Below are 16,949 nucleotides of genomic sequence, written 5' to 3' on the forward strand. Positions count from 1 at the left end.
TAAAAACGCAACTTACTGTTTTTCAAGCTCTTTAATAAAGTATGAAGGATATAACCCTGTTTTTAATTTAAAGGCTTTCGAAAATGATTCAGAACGTTTAAAACCAATTTCTTGTGCAATAGCTCCAATGGTAAATGACCTAAATTTGCGATCAATCGACAATCTTTCAATAGCATATTCTACTCGTAAATCCGTAATGTATGCTGTAAATGATTTTTCTTTATGTGTATTGATAACCTTAGATAAATAGGTGGTGTTGGTTTGTATTTTTTTAGCCACTTCTACTAAAGTACTATCTTGACTTAAAAACAGTTCTTTTTCTTCAAACTCTTCCAAGTTCTTTAAAATCTTTTCCGTTTTTGCATCTATCGCTACCGCTTCTTTTTTATGTTTTTGTGTGTTTTCTGCTACTCTTTTAGGTGTAGCTACTATTTTTTTGTTCATTGCAACCTGTCCTTTTCGCAGTTTTTCCTGCTGACGCTTTTCTTCCAATTGAAGCATGACCGCATTAAAGCGTTTTTTGTTTTTTTGTTGTTGCTTTTTGTAGTAAAATATCAATCCTATAATTACGAAAACTAATACTGTAATACCCGTAATGTACAGAGACGTATTGCGCTTTGACGTTTTTTCTAACTCATCAATTTCTTTTTTTAATTCTTCATGACCAAATTTATTTATGATCTTTGCATTTAGTGCAATTCTTTTCTTATTACTTTCTGCATCTATTTGCCGTCCTTTTTGATAATATTTCATAGCATTTTCACTATTTCTCAACGCTGTATATGCTTGCGCTAGGTAATAGTACATTTCTTGTAAACTGAGAATTTGTAATGTAAAATGTTCCTTGTTTTTTTCCAGCTCAAGAAGTTCGTCCACTACTTTTTGAAACTTTTTTTCATCATAATACGACTTCGCCCTATATAGTTTTAGAAATGCTTCCATACTTTCTTTTCCGTTCACATTTACAATCACTTTTTCCGCTTCATCTAATAATTGATAACTCTTTTCAAATTCTTTATTATATCTGGCTATTTCTGCAAAAGCTGATAATAAATGTGCCTGCGAAATTGGGTCATTGATCGTTTTATTTTGTAAAATTCCTTCATTGCAATATACAGTAGCGGTTTTGTAGTCCTCTTTATGTATATAAGCTACACATAAGTTTACATAAAGATTGAGTTTATTTATACTGTTGGTTAATGTTGGATCTTTTGTTATTTTTTCTAAACTTTCTAACAACAGTTCAATGGCTCCATCTGTATCGTAGGCCTGTATTTTGACTAACGCTATGTTGGTCGATGTATAAACGATTCTTTTAGCATTTTTCTTTGCTTTTGCAATTTCATAAGCTTTGTAATATGCTTCTAATGCCAGTGTATTCTCTGCATGTTCATAATAAAAAACTCCTTCACGCAAATATCCTAAGTATAAAATACTATCATTTTGGATTTCTTTGGCTAGGGTTATTCCTTTCTTTACCAGCGCAATGGCTTCTTCATAATTTCCTTTTTTATTTTCCCAATTTGGAATGGTAATATACGCGCCAGCAGCTTCTTTTAAGTTACTAGAATTTAAATAACCCTTTATATGAGTTACCACTTTTTCTGTTTGAAGAGAATCTGAATCCCGTACTTGGCAATAAAGCTTTATGAGTTGATGAAAAGATTTATTTTGTAATGATTGCTCAAATACGTTGTTGTCTAACTGCTCAGAATCTGTGTTTTGAGAAAACACCAAAGAAGTAAAAAAACAAATGAATACACACAATATACGCATGCTCCAGTAGTTAAAACTAAATTTTAATAGCATATTTTATTCTGATTGTAATTATTGGGAATACTCAAAAATAAAAAAATTAATTGCATTAATTGACGTTTTGCTCTATAAATGTAGAACAAAAAAAATCATAAAACATCCTTAAAAAGACACATTTTTACCTTAAAAACTGCTTTTCAGCTACTTATTGCCATGATTTAGGTTCGAAACTAGTTATTTTTGGGAAGACTGAAAATAAAGGTCGCACCATTTCCTTCAGCGCTTTTTACATAAATTTTACCTTCGTTGCGTTCAACAATTTTTTTAACGAGTGCTAACCCAATTCCAATGGCTTCACCATCCATGTCGGATCGTAGTTTTTGAAACAACTCAAAGATTTTTGTGTGATACTTTTCTCCAATTCCCGGACCATTGTCTTTAATAAAAAACTTATGGCGCACTTTATTCACTTCATAATTGATGGAAATTTCAATCTTCTCCTTGTCATTATGTTTGATGGCATTTTGAAGCAAATTCCAAAATACTTGCTGCATTTGCGACTCGTTACACACAATTCTAGGTAGCTTTTTTTCCATGGTAATGGAGATGTTCTCAGAAGATATATTATTTATAATACGCTTCACCAATGTGTGTAAATTTACCTCTTTCATCGCTTGCTCATTATCTGCTTGAAGCGAATAGTTTAAAATACCTTCTACGAGCAAATCCATTTGCGTAACTTGCGTTTTTATTTGTTGCAAACTCTTCATGGCTGTAGCATTGAGTTGTTCGTCATCATCTTCTGAAAGCCAATCGGTCAAAGTATAAATATTGCGCAATGGACGTTTTAAATCATGAGAAACCACATAGGCAAACTCTTCCAAATCTTTATTTTTATCTAACAATTCTTTCGCACGAATTTCCAAATCTAACGTACGTTTTTTTACGGTATCTTCTAGGGATAAATTCATCACTTCCATCTTTTTACGGTAGCGGATAAATCCATTCATCATCCAAAAAGAACAGACAAAAATTGCCATTGTAGACAGTAAAATAGCACTTTCGGAAACCACATCTAAATCTGAAATAAATACCGCATACGCCAAATGAATTGTTTCTGTGGTACTATACACCAACACTAAAATTCGATTACTTAACAACAACACGGAACCAAAGATAAAAACATAGGTAACCAATAAAATATCTAGCGAAAAGTCATTTAAATACGCAGTATACGTGAGGTAATGTTGAAACGCCATCGTTGACCAAAATACAAACCAACCATAATGTTGTAAGATAAATTTTGATTTTAAGTTTACGGAAACACCAACCAATAAAAAAAGCAGTGCAAAAAATATATTTCCATAAAAAGGTAGTACAATTTCTGGATTGTAATATTTCATCAATTCCAAATAAGCATACGTACTTGGCGCACCCAAACATAGCGTAATACTGCTATTTCTGATTTCAAACGGCTCTAAAGCGCCTAAATTTTTGAATACGTTTTTTATCATGGTAAATGGTACACTACTTATAAAAAATCATGAGGTGATTTGTGATGGGATGGTAAAAATAAACGCGGTTCCTTTGCCTAATTCACTTTGAACCGTAATTGTGCCGCCATTGCGTTCAATAATTTTTTTAACCAAAGCCAAGCCAATTCCGATAGAATCTACTTCCGATTTGACTTCTAATTTTTGAAACAACTCAAAGATTTTCTTGTGATACTTTTCAGCAATTCCAGGACCATTATCTTGTATGGTAAATTGATGTCCCGCGGCTGTTTGTTGGTAGTTGATATGAATTTCCACCAAATCTTTGTCATTGTGTTTGATGGCATTTTGAATCAAATTCTGAAAAACCTGTAGCAATTGCGATTCGTTAAACGTAATTTTTGGTAATTTATTTTTTACAAGAATCTCTACGTTTTCGCTAGCATTTACCGTGATAATTCTGTTGACTAATGATTGCGCATTTACAGTACTTACGTTGCGTTCCTTGTCCATCTGCAAGGAATAATTCAAAATTCCTTCAACCAACAAATCCATTTGTGTGACTTGCTCTTTGATCAATCGTAAGCTTTGATTGGTTTCTTGGTTGAATTGATATTCGGTATCATCGGTAAGCCAATCGGTTAAGGTATAAATATTTCGCAACGGACGTTTTAAATCGTGTGAAACAACATAGGCAAACTCTTCCAAATCCTTATTTTTCCGGAGTAATTCTTTCGCTCTATTTTCCAAATCTTCTGTACGTTGTTCAATACGTGCTTCCAATTCGACATTGATCGCTTCTAGCTTTTTCCGGTAACGAATCAGTCCGTTCATCACCAAAAAAGAAAAGATAAAAATGGTACTCATAGAAATCAAAATAGCACTTTCAGAAACAGCATCTAAATCTGAATAATACACTCGATATGACAAATGCACCAACTGAGAAGCACTAAAAATAATGACCAACAAACGATTGCTCAACAATAAAACAGCTCCAAAAATAAATACATAGGTCACTAGCAGATAATCCAGTGAAAAGTTGTTCAACGCAGTTGTATACGTAAGATAATATTGAAAAATCATCAGACTTACAAACGTAATCCAGCCGTATGCTTCATCTAGGAATTTGTTTTTGAAATACGGAATAATTCCCACCAACACAAACCATACAGAAAATACAATTTCTCCACGATACGGAATTATAAGATCGGGATTGTAATACAGCATCAGCAATACATACATGTAAGTGCTTGGCCCAGCAAGTAGAAAGGTATTACTACTGTTTGTTATTTCAAAACGTTCAAGTCGCCCAATATCTTTGAGATATTTTAAAACTTTTGTCAACTAATTAAATTTAGGTTAAGTTTTTAAAGTTATGCAAATGATTTTAAATAATGATACTTCCACACAAAATATATTGGAATGTCATTTTTTTAAAGAAAAACCAACTATATTATTAAGAAAAATGAAGGTTTCAACTAAGTTGCAAATAAAAAATAGAAACACATTTCACTAAAAAAACGAAAGAAAGCTATTTTTCACTTGTACATTCCACAATTTTTATTTTACTTTGTATTTCAAAGTACTTTTAATATGACATCATCAGACTATCTAGAAGACATTAAAGAAATTAAGCAGCTTATGAATAAATCTTCTCGGTTTATTTCATTGAGTGGACTTTCAGGCATCATGGCAGGAATCTATGCGTTGATTGGTGCTTGGTTTGCACGCGTACAATTAAGAAGCGCCTACGAAATTAAAAGCGTTTCTAAATATGAAGAAATGTCGGTATTTGCAAATGGAATTACCTTCAAGTTAATGACAATTGCTGCCATTGTATTGTTTTTAGCCGTTGTCACGGGAATTTTCTTAACGCAACGAAAAGCACGGAAAAACGGTGAGAAAATTTTTGATAAAACAGCTTTAAAACTTTTGATTAACTTTTTGATTCCATTGGTTACTGGCGGACTTTTCGCATTGGTGTTATTGCAAGAAGGCATTGTGTATCTTGTAGCTCCAGCAACACTTATTTTTTACGGATTGGCTTGTGTCAATGCTAGTAAATATACACTTGGACATATAAAGTATTTAGGATATGCAACGATCATTTTAGGACTCATTGCTACACAATATGTCGGATATGGTTTGTATTTTTGGGCAATTGGTTTTGGCATTTTTCACATCATTTATGGCGGATTAATGTATATTCTAATTGAACGAACAGCAACATAATTGTGAGTATTATAAACAACATAAATAAAGCATTTGATCACCGAATTCGTTTGGGCATTATGTCCATTTTAATGGTGAACGAATACGCCGATTTTAAAATGCTGAAAGAATTGCTTTCTATCACAGACGGAAACTTGGCAAGTCATGCAAAAGCATTGGAAAAAGTGGAATATATTAAGGTGGAAAAACAATTTATCGGGCGAAAGCCAAATACACGATATAGCGCCACAAAGTTAGGAAAAATTGAATTTAAGAAACATATTGAAGCTTTGGAACAACTCATCCGCAAAAGCGAATAATTATAAGATATGAAACAACATATACACATTTCAAAAAATTACATTAGGCTTCACTCCTAATACTTAAAACTATTTTTTTATCTATTTACTTTGAATTTCAAAGTACTTTTAAATCTATTTAAATGAACATACATCAAACAGACACAAAACAAAAAAACGTATGGATTTGGTTTAAAACCTCCATTACTGCGAGACTCATATTGATGAGCGCATTGACGTTATTACTCATGATTCCGCTGACACTGATTCAAGATTTGATCCAAGAACGCAAAATCCGACAGCAAAGCGTAGTCAATGAATTGAATGCTAAATGGGGAAATGAAGTCCTTTTGTACGGTCCCATTTTGAAAGTTCCGTATAAAACGTATGAAGAATCTGTAAAATTCAACGAAATCACGCAGCAAACGGAAAAGTATCGAAAAACGATCATCCAACACGCCTATTTTTTTCCAAAAACGTTAGACATTAACACGGATGTACAAACCATTCCTAAGAAGCGAAATAACTTTGATACCACCGTGTTTACCGCAGCTATGAATACTTCGGGTAGCTTTGATATTCCTGATTTTTCTATGAAAGCAGTGGCGAAAGAAGATATTGTGTGGAACAAAGCAACACTTGTTATTAAAACGACAAATTTAAAAGGATTGAAAAGTGAAGTAAAACTTAATTTGAACGGAAATACCTATAATTTTGAAACGTTGCCAAATACCAAAACAAATCTAAATTCACTTGAAAGTTCTTATATCGCTTTGGACGATTTGCCTTCGGAAGCTTCACGTAGTTTCAATTTTAAGCTTTCCTATAATGGTAGCAGAAGCATTCGTTTTATTCCGATTGGAAAGGTAACCAATGTACAAATGACTTCCGATTGGCAGCATCCGAAACATACAGGAAGTTTTATCACGCAAAGCAAACGCACACTTGATGATGGTGGTTTTGAAGCCAATTGGAAACTATTGCACACCAATCGTTCGTTTTCGCAGCAATATTTTGTAGTCTTGCCCAACTTACTGAATTATGCTTTTGGCACCGATTTTATCATTCCCGTAGACGAATATCAACAAAGTGAACGTGCCGCCAAATATGGTTTTTTAGTCATCGGATTGACATTTTTGATCTTTTTCCTCATTCAAACGTTGAGTAAAATTTCTATTCATCCATTTCAATATTTAATGATCGGAATTGCGCTCGTTATGTTTTACACGTTGCTGATTTCCATTTCAGAACATAGTAGTTTCTTAAAAGCCTATTTAATTGCAGGAATTGCCGTCATCGTTATGATTACGCTGTATTCTAAATCCATCTTAAAAAACTTCAAATTTCCCATCTTTATTGGTGCATCGCTTACTGCTTTGTACAGCTTTATTTATGTGATTATTCAATTGGAAGATTATGCTTTGTTGGTAGGAAGCATTGGTTTGTTCCTCATTTTGGGAGTTGTCATGTATGTTTCTAGAAAAATCGATTGGCAATTTGATATGGAAAAGGCTGTGGTTGTGTAGGTTTTGGGTTTTGGGTTAAGTTCTATTTATACATTTCGTATCAAAACATAAACATTTTAAACTTCAATCTTGTTGTTCAAGTGTTTAACAAACTTCCTAATTCCATTTGTCCTCAGCAATAAGATTGTTGGTTACTATCACAAAACGTTGTCTACAACTGACAACTGACAAAACATAAACTTCAAATAAAACCTAGTTAGTTTGGTGAGAAAACGATTCCTGATTTTTTTGGAGTTGGAGGACTGAAAAGTTCAGGTTTCGTTTTCATAATCAAATTCAAGTTAAAGTTCAAATTCACACCTATGAATATTTCTTTTGTATATCAATTATTGAAAACTGCTAAAATTATGGCGATTCTCAGTTTTTTAGGCGGCACTTTTTTACTCATTGCGTATTTCTATCATGCAGGTTCAATGGCAATTTTACAAGTAGGAATCTATTATGCGTTGCTTGCTGTATTGATCAATTGCATTCTATTTTTCACACTTTTTATCGCACTTATGCATAGCAAAATTCAACGCAAAAAGATTTTGAAATCTTTAATTTTAATGATCATCAATGTTCCCATTGGTCTCTGCTATATTGGCGTCATTGTTTCGTATCATCTTCCATAATTCTATAACAACTATTTTTAAAACACATCATTTTCGTATGCATCTAAACATTTCAAAAACACATCGTTTTTTAGCCATTTTTAGCACATTCTGTATTGCTTTATTACTTGCTCGAATATTGATAAAAGGAAGTATGTTCTATGTGTTCTTAGTGTGGAATTTATTTTTGGCAATCATTCCATACGCTATTTCTTCTTGGTTATTGCACACCCGTTGGATACGCAAACACACATTTCCGTTGTGCATATTTTTGGGAATCTGGCTGTTATTTTTGCCTAATGCACCATATTTGATTACCGATTTGATGCACTTGCGATACGCAAAATCGTCCGTTATTTGGTTTGATGCTTTGCTCCTATTTGCCTTCGCGTTGAACGGATTGCTTTTGGGAATTTTCTCTTTGCAACATGTTTTTCAAGTTTTAATGGAACGATGGAATGTTAAAACGGCAAAACGCATCCTTTTTTGTGTTGTTTTTTTATGTGGATTTGGAATGTATTTGGGAAGATTTTTACGATGGAATTCTTGGGAATTGTTTAGCGATCCAATGCTGTTGGCTCAAGATTGTTTTCGAAGCATTTTGTACCCTGCATACCGAATGAAAACTTGGGGAATTACACTCGGTTTTGGTAGTTTTCTTTGGGTGTTATTGTTAGGCGTACAAACGTTTATTCCCATAAAAAAAGCAACAACTATTTAAAAATATTTTCAAAATTTCAGCTTACAAAGGTAAACTCTTGAATATCATTCTTTTTAAATAGCTGTTGCTATATTCTTGTTTTATATTTCAGTTATATTAACAACCTGAATCTACAATCAAATCAATTGTTCCTGTTGAAAAACAACCTGAGTTGGCGCCTTCTACACGATAAAATATAGTTTCAGAGCCTGAAATCGTATTTGTATAGCTATTGCCATTAATTGCATTCGTACCACTATCAGCATTACTTTGAGTTAAATAGTAAGTGACTATTAAGCCCGTTTGTGCTTGTGTAATGTCTGGTTCAAGTTGACTAGGACTAAATACAGCAAAACCATCTGCATTACCATCACATTCTGTAATAGTTAAATTTCCTGGAGCTATTGGGATATCAAACACGTTGCATTGTAGCGTAGATACTTGGAATGTTCCGCCACTACTTTCAATACGTACAAAGATAGTATCTCCATTCAAAGCTTGATATATGATTGGTAGGGCATTTATACCATTTTGTGCATCAGCAGCCGTTGAGTGATAACTTATAATTACCGAAAAATCTCCAGCAGCATAATAGGTATTCATGCTTGTTAAATCAAAAGTAGCAAAATCACTATTAGGATTCGCACAACCTTCAATAGTTCCTGTTGTTGGATAGTTTGCAGTATCATTGTCCAAAATGGTGACGACTGCTTGCGACTGTTGATTGCTCAGATTGTTTGAAAATGCATTTCCAGTGACGAAGAAAGTTTCGTTGCCTTCCACTTGGGCATCATCAATAATTGCTATTGAAACACTTCCAGAGAGTTGTCCTGCCGGAATCGTCAAGGTTTGTACCGAAGCGGTATAATCCAAACTTTCTGAGGCAGTTCCTCCAGAAGTAGATATGGATATGACGGTATCAACTCCAGATGGATTGTTTAAGGTGACGGGAACATTAGCCGTTCCATTATCTTCTGTAATATTAATGTCTTGTAACGTAAAAATTGTTCCTACATCATCATCGTTAATTGTAACTGTCGCAAAAAGATTTTGTCCAGGCGGATTTAATAAATTTCCTGAAGCGATAGTTCCTACAATATTGAACGATTCAGTTTGCTCTACATCGGAGTCATCCACAATAGGAACCGTGAAACTTGCCGATAGTTGTCCTGCCGGAATGGTCAATGTTTGTGTAGTAGCCGTGTAATCTAAGTTTTCTACAGCAGTTCCTCCTGAGGTAGAAACTCCAACAACAGTATCAACATCACTTGGTACATCGAGTGTTACTGGAATTGTTACACTTCCCGCATTTTCATCTACCGAAACATCATCAATACTTAAAGTGGCAACTGGTTGTAAATTTGGATCATTTGGATCGTTTGGATCACTTGTTCCGTTTGGCACTAAAGCTGTACTTGGATTATCTATTCCTGTAAGTTCTTCACAGTCCGTTAAGCCATCTCCATCAGAATCGACAAAACTCCAATATAAAAATACAGTTCCAATTGCAGTTTGACCAGAATTGTTATTAGTCGCCACTACATATATTTGTTGTGTATTGCTATTTAAATCAGCTATAGAAACTCCAAATGGTGAACTTAGTGGGCCGTTTTCTGCTAATGCATCCGCTTCGGTTAGATAGAAAGCATACGTATGCAAATCATTTCCATTTTCAGCAACGATGGCATCTAAATCAAATTCCACAGGATCGCAACCTACTCCGAGAGCTTCTACCGAAAATACAGCTACATCTTCTGCATCTAAGTAATCGGGAGTTCCATCGCCATCACTGTCTTCATTTGTCGGATCGTTATCGCCGTCGTAATCTTCATCGGCAGTATTTATACCATCTCCATCATCATCGGCATCTTGGTAATTCGGAACTCCGTCGTCATCTGTATCATCATTATCAAGGTCGTTATCACCGTTGACATCTTCAAACGTATCAAAAACGCCATCTCCGTCGGTATCTTCAAATCCTGTACAAGAACTTAGCGTTCCTAGATCGATCGTTTCTGTTCCATCAAGAGTTCCCGTAATGATACTGGTAATTTGATTGCTTGTTACATCCACACCTTTTAAAGAATAGTCAATATCATCACAATAAGAAATCGTGTAGTTGATGGTTCCATCTGTTACAGGAATGATTTCTGAATTTCCATCAATAAATAATTGAATGTATCCATCTGTTACATTATCACCATTACAGTTGACAAATGTTCCTGAGAGTGTTGAGGTATTTTGTCCGCCTGTTACCGTAATGACAACATCCGTGTCTGTGGTAAAAGGTCCAATGGTTGTGGTAAATGGTTCTCCAGGACATAATGGATTTGGAACGGTGATTGTGAGTTCTTCACCTTCTGGCACCAAACCGCATTCTTCACCAGCAGCATTCGTAAATCCGTACGTTCCTGTATTATTTAGTAGTGAAGAATACACATCTAATTCTGTGTATGATAATGGTCTTCCTGCTTCGTCTATGAGTTTTATACATAAATATACGGATGGATACGGATAGTCATAATTCCAAAAAGAAAAGTGACTTACTTCTCCAACATACATATTTCCTTGCAGTGTTGCTTCTCCTTCTTCCACCCAATATCCTAATTCTTCATCAAAATGCCACAACGGAATCGTTGCTGGTGGATTGACAGAGTTTGCAGGTACAGGCATGGTAATTTGTGAAGTACTTCCATCAGAGAGTTGTAACAATTCTCCCGTTGAACTCATAAGCTCTACAGCCAACATTCCATAAGTTTCTAAGGTTACTGCATCGCCACTTCCATCTTGTGCAAATAGCATTCCTGGCATCATTGCTGCCATGTTTTCATCTTCGGGACTTAAATGTTTTAGTACTACATCTACTTGTCCTGTATATGGCGAACCATCTTGGCGAGTGTAGTTTCCATTCAATGCTACTTCCGTACCATTGCTTAGATTGACCATCGCAGTTTCACCAGAAGTAACCGTTGCAATAATGTCTTCATTTAATAGCATGATTTCAATGCGGTTTACTTCCGTGATGGATGGCGCTAAGGCTCTAGAACCTTTCATGTATCCTGCTTTTTCAGCAGTGATGTATGCAAATTTTTCGAATACTTCTGAACTGGATGCTGAAAACATTCCAAATAAGTCGGTCGTGGTAACGGTTGTTCCAATTCGGATAGTGGCACCTTGAATGGGATTGTTTTCTTCGTCAACAATGCGTCCTAAAAAACGTGCGTTTACAGAAGTTCCAAAGTTTTCTTCAAAGTTAATTGGGATTACAGGTTGCTCTTCTTCAGCAACTTGTTGTGGTACTACATTGTCGTCATTTTCACAAGAGAATGTGCATAATAATAACATACAGCATAGGAATACTAGTGATTTTTTCATCGGCTTTTGTTTAGTTAATTCACTAATATAACAATTACCTCACATTTATTCCTACCCTAGGAACTATATTTCTTACTGATTTTGAATGTAATAGTTATTTTCCATCTACATAGTCTTGCAAATACGCATAGCGTTCTGTCAATTTTCCGTCAGCAGTTGTCATTTTAGCTCGAGCTAATACACCATCTTTGTCACCATTGTAGAATGCGGGAATGACATGTTGTAAGAACATCTCTCCAAAACCTTCACTGGCATCTTTTGGCAATTCGCAGGGTAAATTGTCTACTGCCATTACGGTAATAGCATTTTTAGCATTGAAAGCAACTTCTTTTTCGGTTTGCGGATCGTAGCCATAAAAAGGATCGGCAATGGTAGAAGGACGAATAGTGCTTGCTACAGGTCCGTCAATATCGCACGAAATATCGGCTACTAAATTGATGTTGAAATCTGGATGTTTGGCATCTTCTCGTGTGAATAGAAACGGCGCACCATCACCGTAGAAATGTCCTGCAATGAAGAAATCGGACACTTTTGCATACGGCATAAAGTTACTTTTGTAGCCTGTTGGATTTTTGTAAAATGCGAACTTATCGCCTACTTTTCCATCTTCGCGTACGTTGTATTCCATCACATCGATCATACAGTATACGGGCTCCGAAAATTCTGATGTTAAGTAAATAGCGTCTGAAACTTCTTTGATGCCTAAATGATCTAGTATTTCTTTGGCGCCATAAGCAACTTTTCCTGTTCCTGAGAGTAGAATTTTTATGTTGGGAATGGTGATTTTGTCCAATTCTTTTTTTACTTCATCTAAATCGGCAAGTGTTTCTACTTTTGGTAGATGGAACAATTTGTCGCGTAATCCTAACGCACGAAAACCGTTGTAGGCGCCCACTAAACCTGCATAGCGTCCGAAACCGATCAAACGTCCACCATTGTCTTTGGTGATCACTTCATGATCGTACATTTCAATGTTTTTTGCCAACATTGCCTGTAATAATTTACGATTGTACGGTTGTTTTTTAATCGTATGTGAAAAGAAAAAGTATTTTTTGTTGGGAATTAAATGATCGAGTGGCACTTCTTTTACGCCGATCATGACATCGCAATCTGACACATCATCAGTGACTTCAAATCCTTTTTCCGCATACGCGTTATCAGTAAACACACGAATATCAGAGCTTTCTACTTTGAAAGTGGCTTGTGGAAACTGCTCGTTGGCTTCGGCAAGTTTTTCGGGAGAGAATACTACGCGTCTGTCTGGCGGATTTTTACGTTCTTTGATGATGGCAAATTTCATGGGCTATTTTCTCTTTTAAATTTTTTTCGAAGATATTAGATTTTAAAAGTTTTTACAACTGATTTTTCATCTGATTGAAACTTTAGCTATTGTTAGCAGTTAGTATTATTTAAAATAAATTGATTACACACACCTTGAATACTTTAAAAAAGTGTTAACTACGGAAAAACCTTACTTTAAATTTAGATACAATTGGTATTTTTAGGTGTATTAATAAAAAAAAGTTATTATGTTAAAAAATCTTTTACGCTTACCGGAAGTAACACAATTAAAAAAAGAAGAACAACTTCGAATTAATGGTGGTATTGTTTGTAATTATGAATGTTGGGAAACCGTACCTTCGCCACCATGCATCTGTTTTAGATGGGAATAATTACTTTAAATGAGTGTCAGAATGGCATACTATTACTCAAAAAGTGTGTTTTGCATACTTTTTGATATATTGTATGTATGTTTTGAAAAGATTGTGTAATTTCGCAATCCTTTTCTATTTAAAGGAAAAGTTCTTAAACATATTGGGGTCGACTGGTTTTGACAGCGAGTCGAATTGGAGTGTAAGCACGTCGAGCGCTGAGAAATAGCTCGTAAATCTCATATTTCACACTTTTTAAATGGCGAGAATAACTACGCTTTAGCTGCCTAATCTGAATTATAGTAGGATTGGCCTCGTTTCCGTAAGACGGAAAGGCTGAATGTCTCCTGGTAGCCCTTGTTGATGGCGACCAATTTTGAGACACCATAAAAGTCAACATCGAAATTATGTAGCTTCGTCATAATTTTTACAACTAAGAAGATAAGCAAATAGTGGGCGGTTTTTGGTCAGCTATTTGTCGAAAATTAAACAAGAACTAAGCGTGTAGAAAGCATTTTAATTGCTTGTTTGGACGAGAGTTCGATTCTCTCCGACTCCACAAATAACGCTCTAAACATTGATTTTAGGGCGTTTTTTATTTTGGGTGTAAATTTAGGTGTAAGTAGAAGTGTTTTTAATCTTATGAAAACTTGATTTTATTTCATTCTAAGTTTTCAACCAAATAATCTAAAGATTTGATGTGATAATCTTCTTTTTGATAATCATTCGTTTTACAAAACTTCTTCAATAGTTCGTAAAGGTTGTTTGTAAGAATGAAGAAGTATAAACCGTTTTTGATATTCTTTTCGATCTCAAATTCATGTTTGTACTTTTCCAGTTCCGACTTTTTTTGCTTTAATTCTTTTAGTAAAGCTCTGTTTACTTCTTTTTGATTTGTCATATACGATAATTTTAATGTTACAAAACATTACAAATATAGCTAGTTAATATCAAAAGATAAAATAAGATATAACATTTAAACGCTACCTTTGTATTTTTATATAGCCTTGAGATGTTAAATAGTATTTTTTATGTTACGTGTAAAAGAAGTTGCAAAGAGTAAAAATATAAGCTTAGAACAATTAGCCAATATTTTACAAATAAATCGAGTTACGTTAAGTAGAACAATTAACGGCAACCCAACCGTTGAAACATTGACAAAAATAGCCAATGCGCTTGATGTTGAAATTAACGAGTTATTTAGTTCCTCTAAAGGTAATACGAAGCTTCACGGCTATGTAGAGTATAAAAATGAAGTGTATCGCATTAATTCAAAAAAGGATTTGGAAAACTTGCTTGATGTTGTTAATCCATAAAAATTAATAACTAAAAATTTTACCAACAGTTTTTAGCTTATCGATTTTTAGAATATAAAAGTTATGAAGAATATATTTTTTATGTTTTATCGGTCACTTAATGGAGTAAGTATTTTTTAGATACAATTCATAATTTGTGTAATACTATTGATATAATTTTCTACAAAAGTTAGTATTTATGAAAAATAGACTTGAAAGTAAATTTAATTGGAAATATAAATTGATAACTAAGTATAATCTAAATTGGAATAAAATTTCAAAATTAGGAAATAATAAATTCATTAGAAGCTTTTACATCTATTTAATATTAATTCCTATTATAACTAAATTTTTATCAAAAGCTGATGAAACAATCACTCTTTTTGGAATTCCTTTTGACATAGTATTACCCTTTAGTTGGAAAATGTTCTTTTTTTCTGCATTGTTTTTTACGATAGCAAATATTTTGTACTCTTTTTATGCACCAAAAATAATTATTGAAAATAAGTATTTTAGTGATTTTATAACAAAGCATTATACTTTCAATCATTTAGAATCATATTGTCAAAATATTGGTTTGTACATTGTAAGAGTATCCATACCTAAATCTAGTAAAATGAAATTTGCAACTATGTTTCCAAAGGATAAAACAGTTTATGAGGTATATAGTGGTAATGTCTTCTTACATAGTTTGCAAGAAGAGAAACCACTAAAGAAGTTTAAAAATAAAAAAGAATTACTTCCTAATTTGTTCTATTTTATATATGAAATAGCAAATACATACAATTCAAAATATATAATAATAGTTAGTTTTCTGTATTTAATTGGTATTTTAATGTTCTTAATTGTATTTACTTCAAATTTAATTTATGTCATACAGCAAATTTAAATCATTGTAAGTAATTTATTATATTTATACAAACTTTATAAGTTATGGACGAAAAACTAATAGATTCAATCATTGAACAAATTGAAAAACTCGATGGTTCAGAAGAATTAGAAATACATATTGAACCTGGTTCTGCTACTCCTGAACAAATAGGCGAGTTTCTTGCAAAGCTTTCCATCTTTTACAGGATGCTTGGTGGCTCTAGTTTGACTTTCAATAAAGATAATATTAAAGTTCATATTTTACAGGAGTCATGATAGGAGAAAAAGAACAAATGCAAGGTAGAACTACTGTTACTACCAGACCTACAAATCCTGACAAAAATGGAGAAAAATCTAAATGGAAACTTTTTTTGGGTTTTGTTTTGAGTCTTTTTAAAAGAACAACTAAAGGGGTTACTAATCATTTTGAAGGAGAAGCAGAAAGAAGAAGAAATGAAGCTAATAAACTCAAAAAAGAAGAAGAATTATTTGCTCAACGAATAGCAGAATCTGCAACTGAAATAGCTAGCAAAAAGCAAGCTATGCTTGAAAAAGATTTTGAATTAATCGACGCTTTGAAGCTTGAAAAAGATCCAAAAATAATGCGATTAAAATTAAAAATGCTGTTAGAAGAACGCCCACATATAAAAGAATTTATTGAAGAATTAACTACAGATGAAAAGATTTTGAAAGTAAATAACTTCTGTGAAATAAGTTTTTCTTTTAAAAAAATAATACAGATATACGGCTTGTGTCTTTATCAGATAGTTCTAAAACATATTCCATAAAATTACATGCCCAAGAAAATTTAAACTGGGAACTAAGAGACAGAAAAGGAATAAAAAATATTGTCTACGCAGCAAAAGGTAAAACAGAATCACAAAATTTAATCATACTTCATAAGGAATTACCCAAAAAATTAAATGAAGAAATAGTCGCATTGCTATCAATCAAAATAAGCGATAAAAACAAAACATTAAGTGAACAAGCAATAAAATTTTTAAGAAAAAATGAAATTGATACACTTGGAGATTTAATTTCTTATAATCTTGAAGATATTAGAAAACTATCTAATTTTGATGTTGATATACAGTCTGACCTTATTAAATTAGTAGATGATTACAAACTCGAATTTGGATTAGATTTATCAAATATTAATTTCAATATTTAGTTAAGTTTT

16 protein-coding genes and 1 other RNA gene are annotated in these 16,949 nt (G+C 33.4%); 11 read left to right on the forward strand and 6 right to left on the reverse strand.

Going from position 1 to position 16,949, the window contains the following annotated elements:
- Positions 1-12: 12 nt before the first annotated feature.
- From KORDIASMS9_RS22460 to KORDIASMS9_RS22470, 3 genes are all read right to left on the reverse strand, one after another.
- Positions 13-1,599 (reverse strand): helix-turn-helix domain-containing protein, encoded by a 1,587-nt coding sequence (locus KORDIASMS9_RS22460; protein WP_162820123.1) that lies wholly within the window; start codon positions 1,597-1,599, stop codon positions 13-15.
- Positions 1,600-1,985: 386 nt separating this feature from the next.
- Positions 1,986-3,269 carry an ATP-binding protein gene (locus KORDIASMS9_RS22465; RefSeq protein WP_114905004.1) on the reverse strand — a complete coding sequence of 428 codons (1,284 nt, stop codon included), beginning with the start codon at positions 3,267-3,269 and terminating at the stop codon, positions 1,986-1,988.
- Between the two features lie 27 nt (positions 3,270-3,296).
- Positions 3,297-4,592: an ATP-binding protein gene (locus KORDIASMS9_RS22470; protein ID WP_114905005.1), complete on the reverse strand. Its 1,296-nt coding sequence runs from the start codon at positions 4,590-4,592 to the stop codon at positions 3,297-3,299.
- A 249-nt stretch (positions 4,593-4,841) separates the two neighbouring features.
- Between KORDIASMS9_RS22470 and KORDIASMS9_RS22475 the strand changes: the two genes are divergently transcribed.
- The 5 genes from KORDIASMS9_RS22475 (at position 4,842) to KORDIASMS9_RS22495 (ending at position 8,598) form a co-directional block, all read left to right on the forward strand.
- A complete protein-coding gene (locus KORDIASMS9_RS22475; RefSeq protein WP_114905006.1) occupies positions 4,842-5,480 on the forward strand; it encodes a hypothetical protein in 639 nt (212 codons plus the stop codon).
- 2 nt (positions 5,481-5,482) lie between these two features.
- Complete coding sequence (locus KORDIASMS9_RS22480; protein WP_114905007.1) at positions 5,483-5,779, forward strand: transcriptional regulator; 297 nt, start codon at positions 5,483-5,485, stop codon at positions 5,777-5,779.
- A 122-nt stretch (positions 5,780-5,901) separates the two neighbouring features.
- The gene (creD, locus tag KORDIASMS9_RS22485) at positions 5,902-7,284 is read left to right on the forward strand and encodes a cell envelope integrity protein CreD (protein WP_114905008.1); all 1,383 of its coding nucleotides are present in this window, start codon (positions 5,902-5,904) and stop codon (positions 7,282-7,284) included.
- 302 nt (positions 7,285-7,586) lie between these two features.
- The gene (locus KORDIASMS9_RS22490) at positions 7,587-7,898 is read left to right on the forward strand and encodes a hypothetical protein (protein WP_162820124.1); all 312 of its coding nucleotides are present in this window, start codon (positions 7,587-7,589) and stop codon (positions 7,896-7,898) included.
- 37 nt (positions 7,899-7,935) lie between these two features.
- Positions 7,936-8,598, forward strand: coding sequence for a DUF1361 domain-containing protein (locus KORDIASMS9_RS22495; RefSeq protein ID WP_162820125.1), 663 nt, complete (start codon positions 7,936-7,938; stop codon positions 8,596-8,598).
- A 96-nt stretch (positions 8,599-8,694) separates the two neighbouring features.
- Here KORDIASMS9_RS22495 and KORDIASMS9_RS22500 read toward each other — a convergent pair whose 3' ends face one another.
- Both KORDIASMS9_RS22500 and KORDIASMS9_RS22505 read right to left on the reverse strand, forming a co-directional pair.
- Positions 8,695-11,952, reverse strand: a complete 3,258-nt coding sequence (locus tag KORDIASMS9_RS22500) for a Calx-beta domain-containing protein (protein ID WP_114905011.1) — start codon at positions 11,950-11,952, stop codon at positions 8,695-8,697.
- A gap of 94 nt (positions 11,953-12,046) precedes the next feature.
- On the reverse strand, positions 12,047-13,252 hold the full coding sequence (locus KORDIASMS9_RS22505) for an NAD(P)-dependent oxidoreductase (RefSeq protein WP_114905012.1): 1,206 nt from the start codon (positions 13,250-13,252) through the stop codon (positions 12,047-12,049).
- Between the two features lie 517 nt (positions 13,253-13,769).
- Between KORDIASMS9_RS22505 and ssrA the strand changes: the two genes are divergently transcribed.
- Positions 13,770-14,166, forward strand: a transfer-messenger RNA (tmRNA) gene (gene ssrA / locus KORDIASMS9_RS22510).
- 99 nt (positions 14,167-14,265) lie between these two features.
- On the opposite strand, the gene KORDIASMS9_RS22515 is transcribed toward ssrA, so the two are convergent.
- Entirely contained in the window at positions 14,266-14,505 is a 240-nt protein-coding gene (locus KORDIASMS9_RS22515) for a hypothetical protein (protein ID WP_114905013.1), read from the reverse strand.
- Positions 14,506-14,635: 130 nt separating this feature from the next.
- Between KORDIASMS9_RS22515 and KORDIASMS9_RS22520 the strand changes: the two genes are divergently transcribed.
- The 5 genes from KORDIASMS9_RS22520 (at position 14,636) to KORDIASMS9_RS22540 (ending at position 16,940) form a co-directional block, all read left to right on the forward strand.
- Positions 14,636-14,920 carry a helix-turn-helix domain-containing protein gene (locus tag KORDIASMS9_RS22520; protein ID WP_114905014.1) on the forward strand — a complete coding sequence of 95 codons (285 nt, stop codon included), beginning with the start codon at positions 14,636-14,638 and terminating at the stop codon, positions 14,918-14,920.
- A gap of 178 nt (positions 14,921-15,098) precedes the next feature.
- Positions 15,099-15,788: a hypothetical protein gene (locus KORDIASMS9_RS22525; RefSeq protein WP_114905015.1), complete on the forward strand. Its 690-nt coding sequence runs from the start codon at positions 15,099-15,101 to the stop codon at positions 15,786-15,788.
- A gap of 44 nt (positions 15,789-15,832) precedes the next feature.
- Positions 15,833-16,045, forward strand: a complete 213-nt coding sequence (locus tag KORDIASMS9_RS22530; RefSeq protein WP_114905016.1) for a hypothetical protein — start codon at positions 15,833-15,835, stop codon at positions 16,043-16,045.
- Complete coding sequence (locus KORDIASMS9_RS22535; RefSeq protein WP_114905017.1) at positions 16,042-16,557, forward strand: hypothetical protein; 516 nt, start codon at positions 16,042-16,044, stop codon at positions 16,555-16,557. Before KORDIASMS9_RS22530 ends, KORDIASMS9_RS22535 begins: the two co-directional genes overlap by 4 nt.
- On the forward strand, positions 16,521-16,940 hold the full coding sequence (locus KORDIASMS9_RS22540; RefSeq protein ID WP_114905018.1) for a hypothetical protein: 420 nt from the start codon (positions 16,521-16,523) through the stop codon (positions 16,938-16,940). Before KORDIASMS9_RS22535 ends, KORDIASMS9_RS22540 begins: the two co-directional genes overlap by 37 nt.
- Positions 16,941-16,949 lie beyond the last annotated feature (9 nt).

Origin of the sequence: Kordia sp. SMS9, assembly GCF_003352465.1 — a bacterium.
In the GTDB taxonomy this organism is placed as follows: Bacteria; Bacteroidota; Bacteroidia; order Flavobacteriales; family Flavobacteriaceae; genus Kordia.

Excerpts from the sequence above, each read along its gene's own strand:
- KORDIASMS9_RS22465 (WP_114905004.1), bottom strand. The coding sequence starts at position 3,269 with ATGATAAAAAACGTATTCAAAAATTTAGGCGCTTTAGAGCCGTTTGAA.
- KORDIASMS9_RS22475 (WP_114905006.1), top strand. The coding sequence starts at position 4,842 with ATGACATCATCAGACTATCTAGAAGACATTAAAGAAATTAAGCAGCTT.
- creD (WP_114905008.1), top strand. The coding sequence starts at position 5,902 with ATGAACATACATCAAACAGACACAAAACAAAAAAACGTATGGATTTGG.
- KORDIASMS9_RS22490 (WP_162820124.1), top strand. The coding sequence starts at position 7,587 with ATGAATATTTCTTTTGTATATCAATTATTGAAAACTGCTAAAATTATG.
- KORDIASMS9_RS22495 (WP_162820125.1), top strand. The coding sequence starts at position 7,936 with ATGCATCTAAACATTTCAAAAACACATCGTTTTTTAGCCATTTTTAGC.
- KORDIASMS9_RS22500 (WP_114905011.1), bottom strand. The coding sequence starts at position 11,952 with ATGAAAAAATCACTAGTATTCCTATGCTGTATGTTATTATTATGCACA.
- KORDIASMS9_RS22505 (WP_114905012.1), bottom strand. The coding sequence starts at position 13,252 with ATGAAATTTGCCATCATCAAAGAACGTAAAAATCCGCCAGACAGACGC.
- KORDIASMS9_RS22515 (WP_114905013.1), bottom strand. The coding sequence starts at position 14,505 with ATGACAAATCAAAAAGAAGTAAACAGAGCTTTACTAAAAGAATTAAAG.
- KORDIASMS9_RS22520 (WP_114905014.1), top strand. The coding sequence starts at position 14,636 with ATGTTACGTGTAAAAGAAGTTGCAAAGAGTAAAAATATAAGCTTAGAA.
- KORDIASMS9_RS22525 (WP_114905015.1), top strand. The coding sequence starts at position 15,099 with ATGAAAAATAGACTTGAAAGTAAATTTAATTGGAAATATAAATTGATA.
- KORDIASMS9_RS22530 (WP_114905016.1), top strand. The coding sequence starts at position 15,833 with ATGGACGAAAAACTAATAGATTCAATCATTGAACAAATTGAAAAACTC.
- KORDIASMS9_RS22535 (WP_114905017.1), top strand. The coding sequence starts at position 16,042 with ATGATAGGAGAAAAAGAACAAATGCAAGGTAGAACTACTGTTACTACC.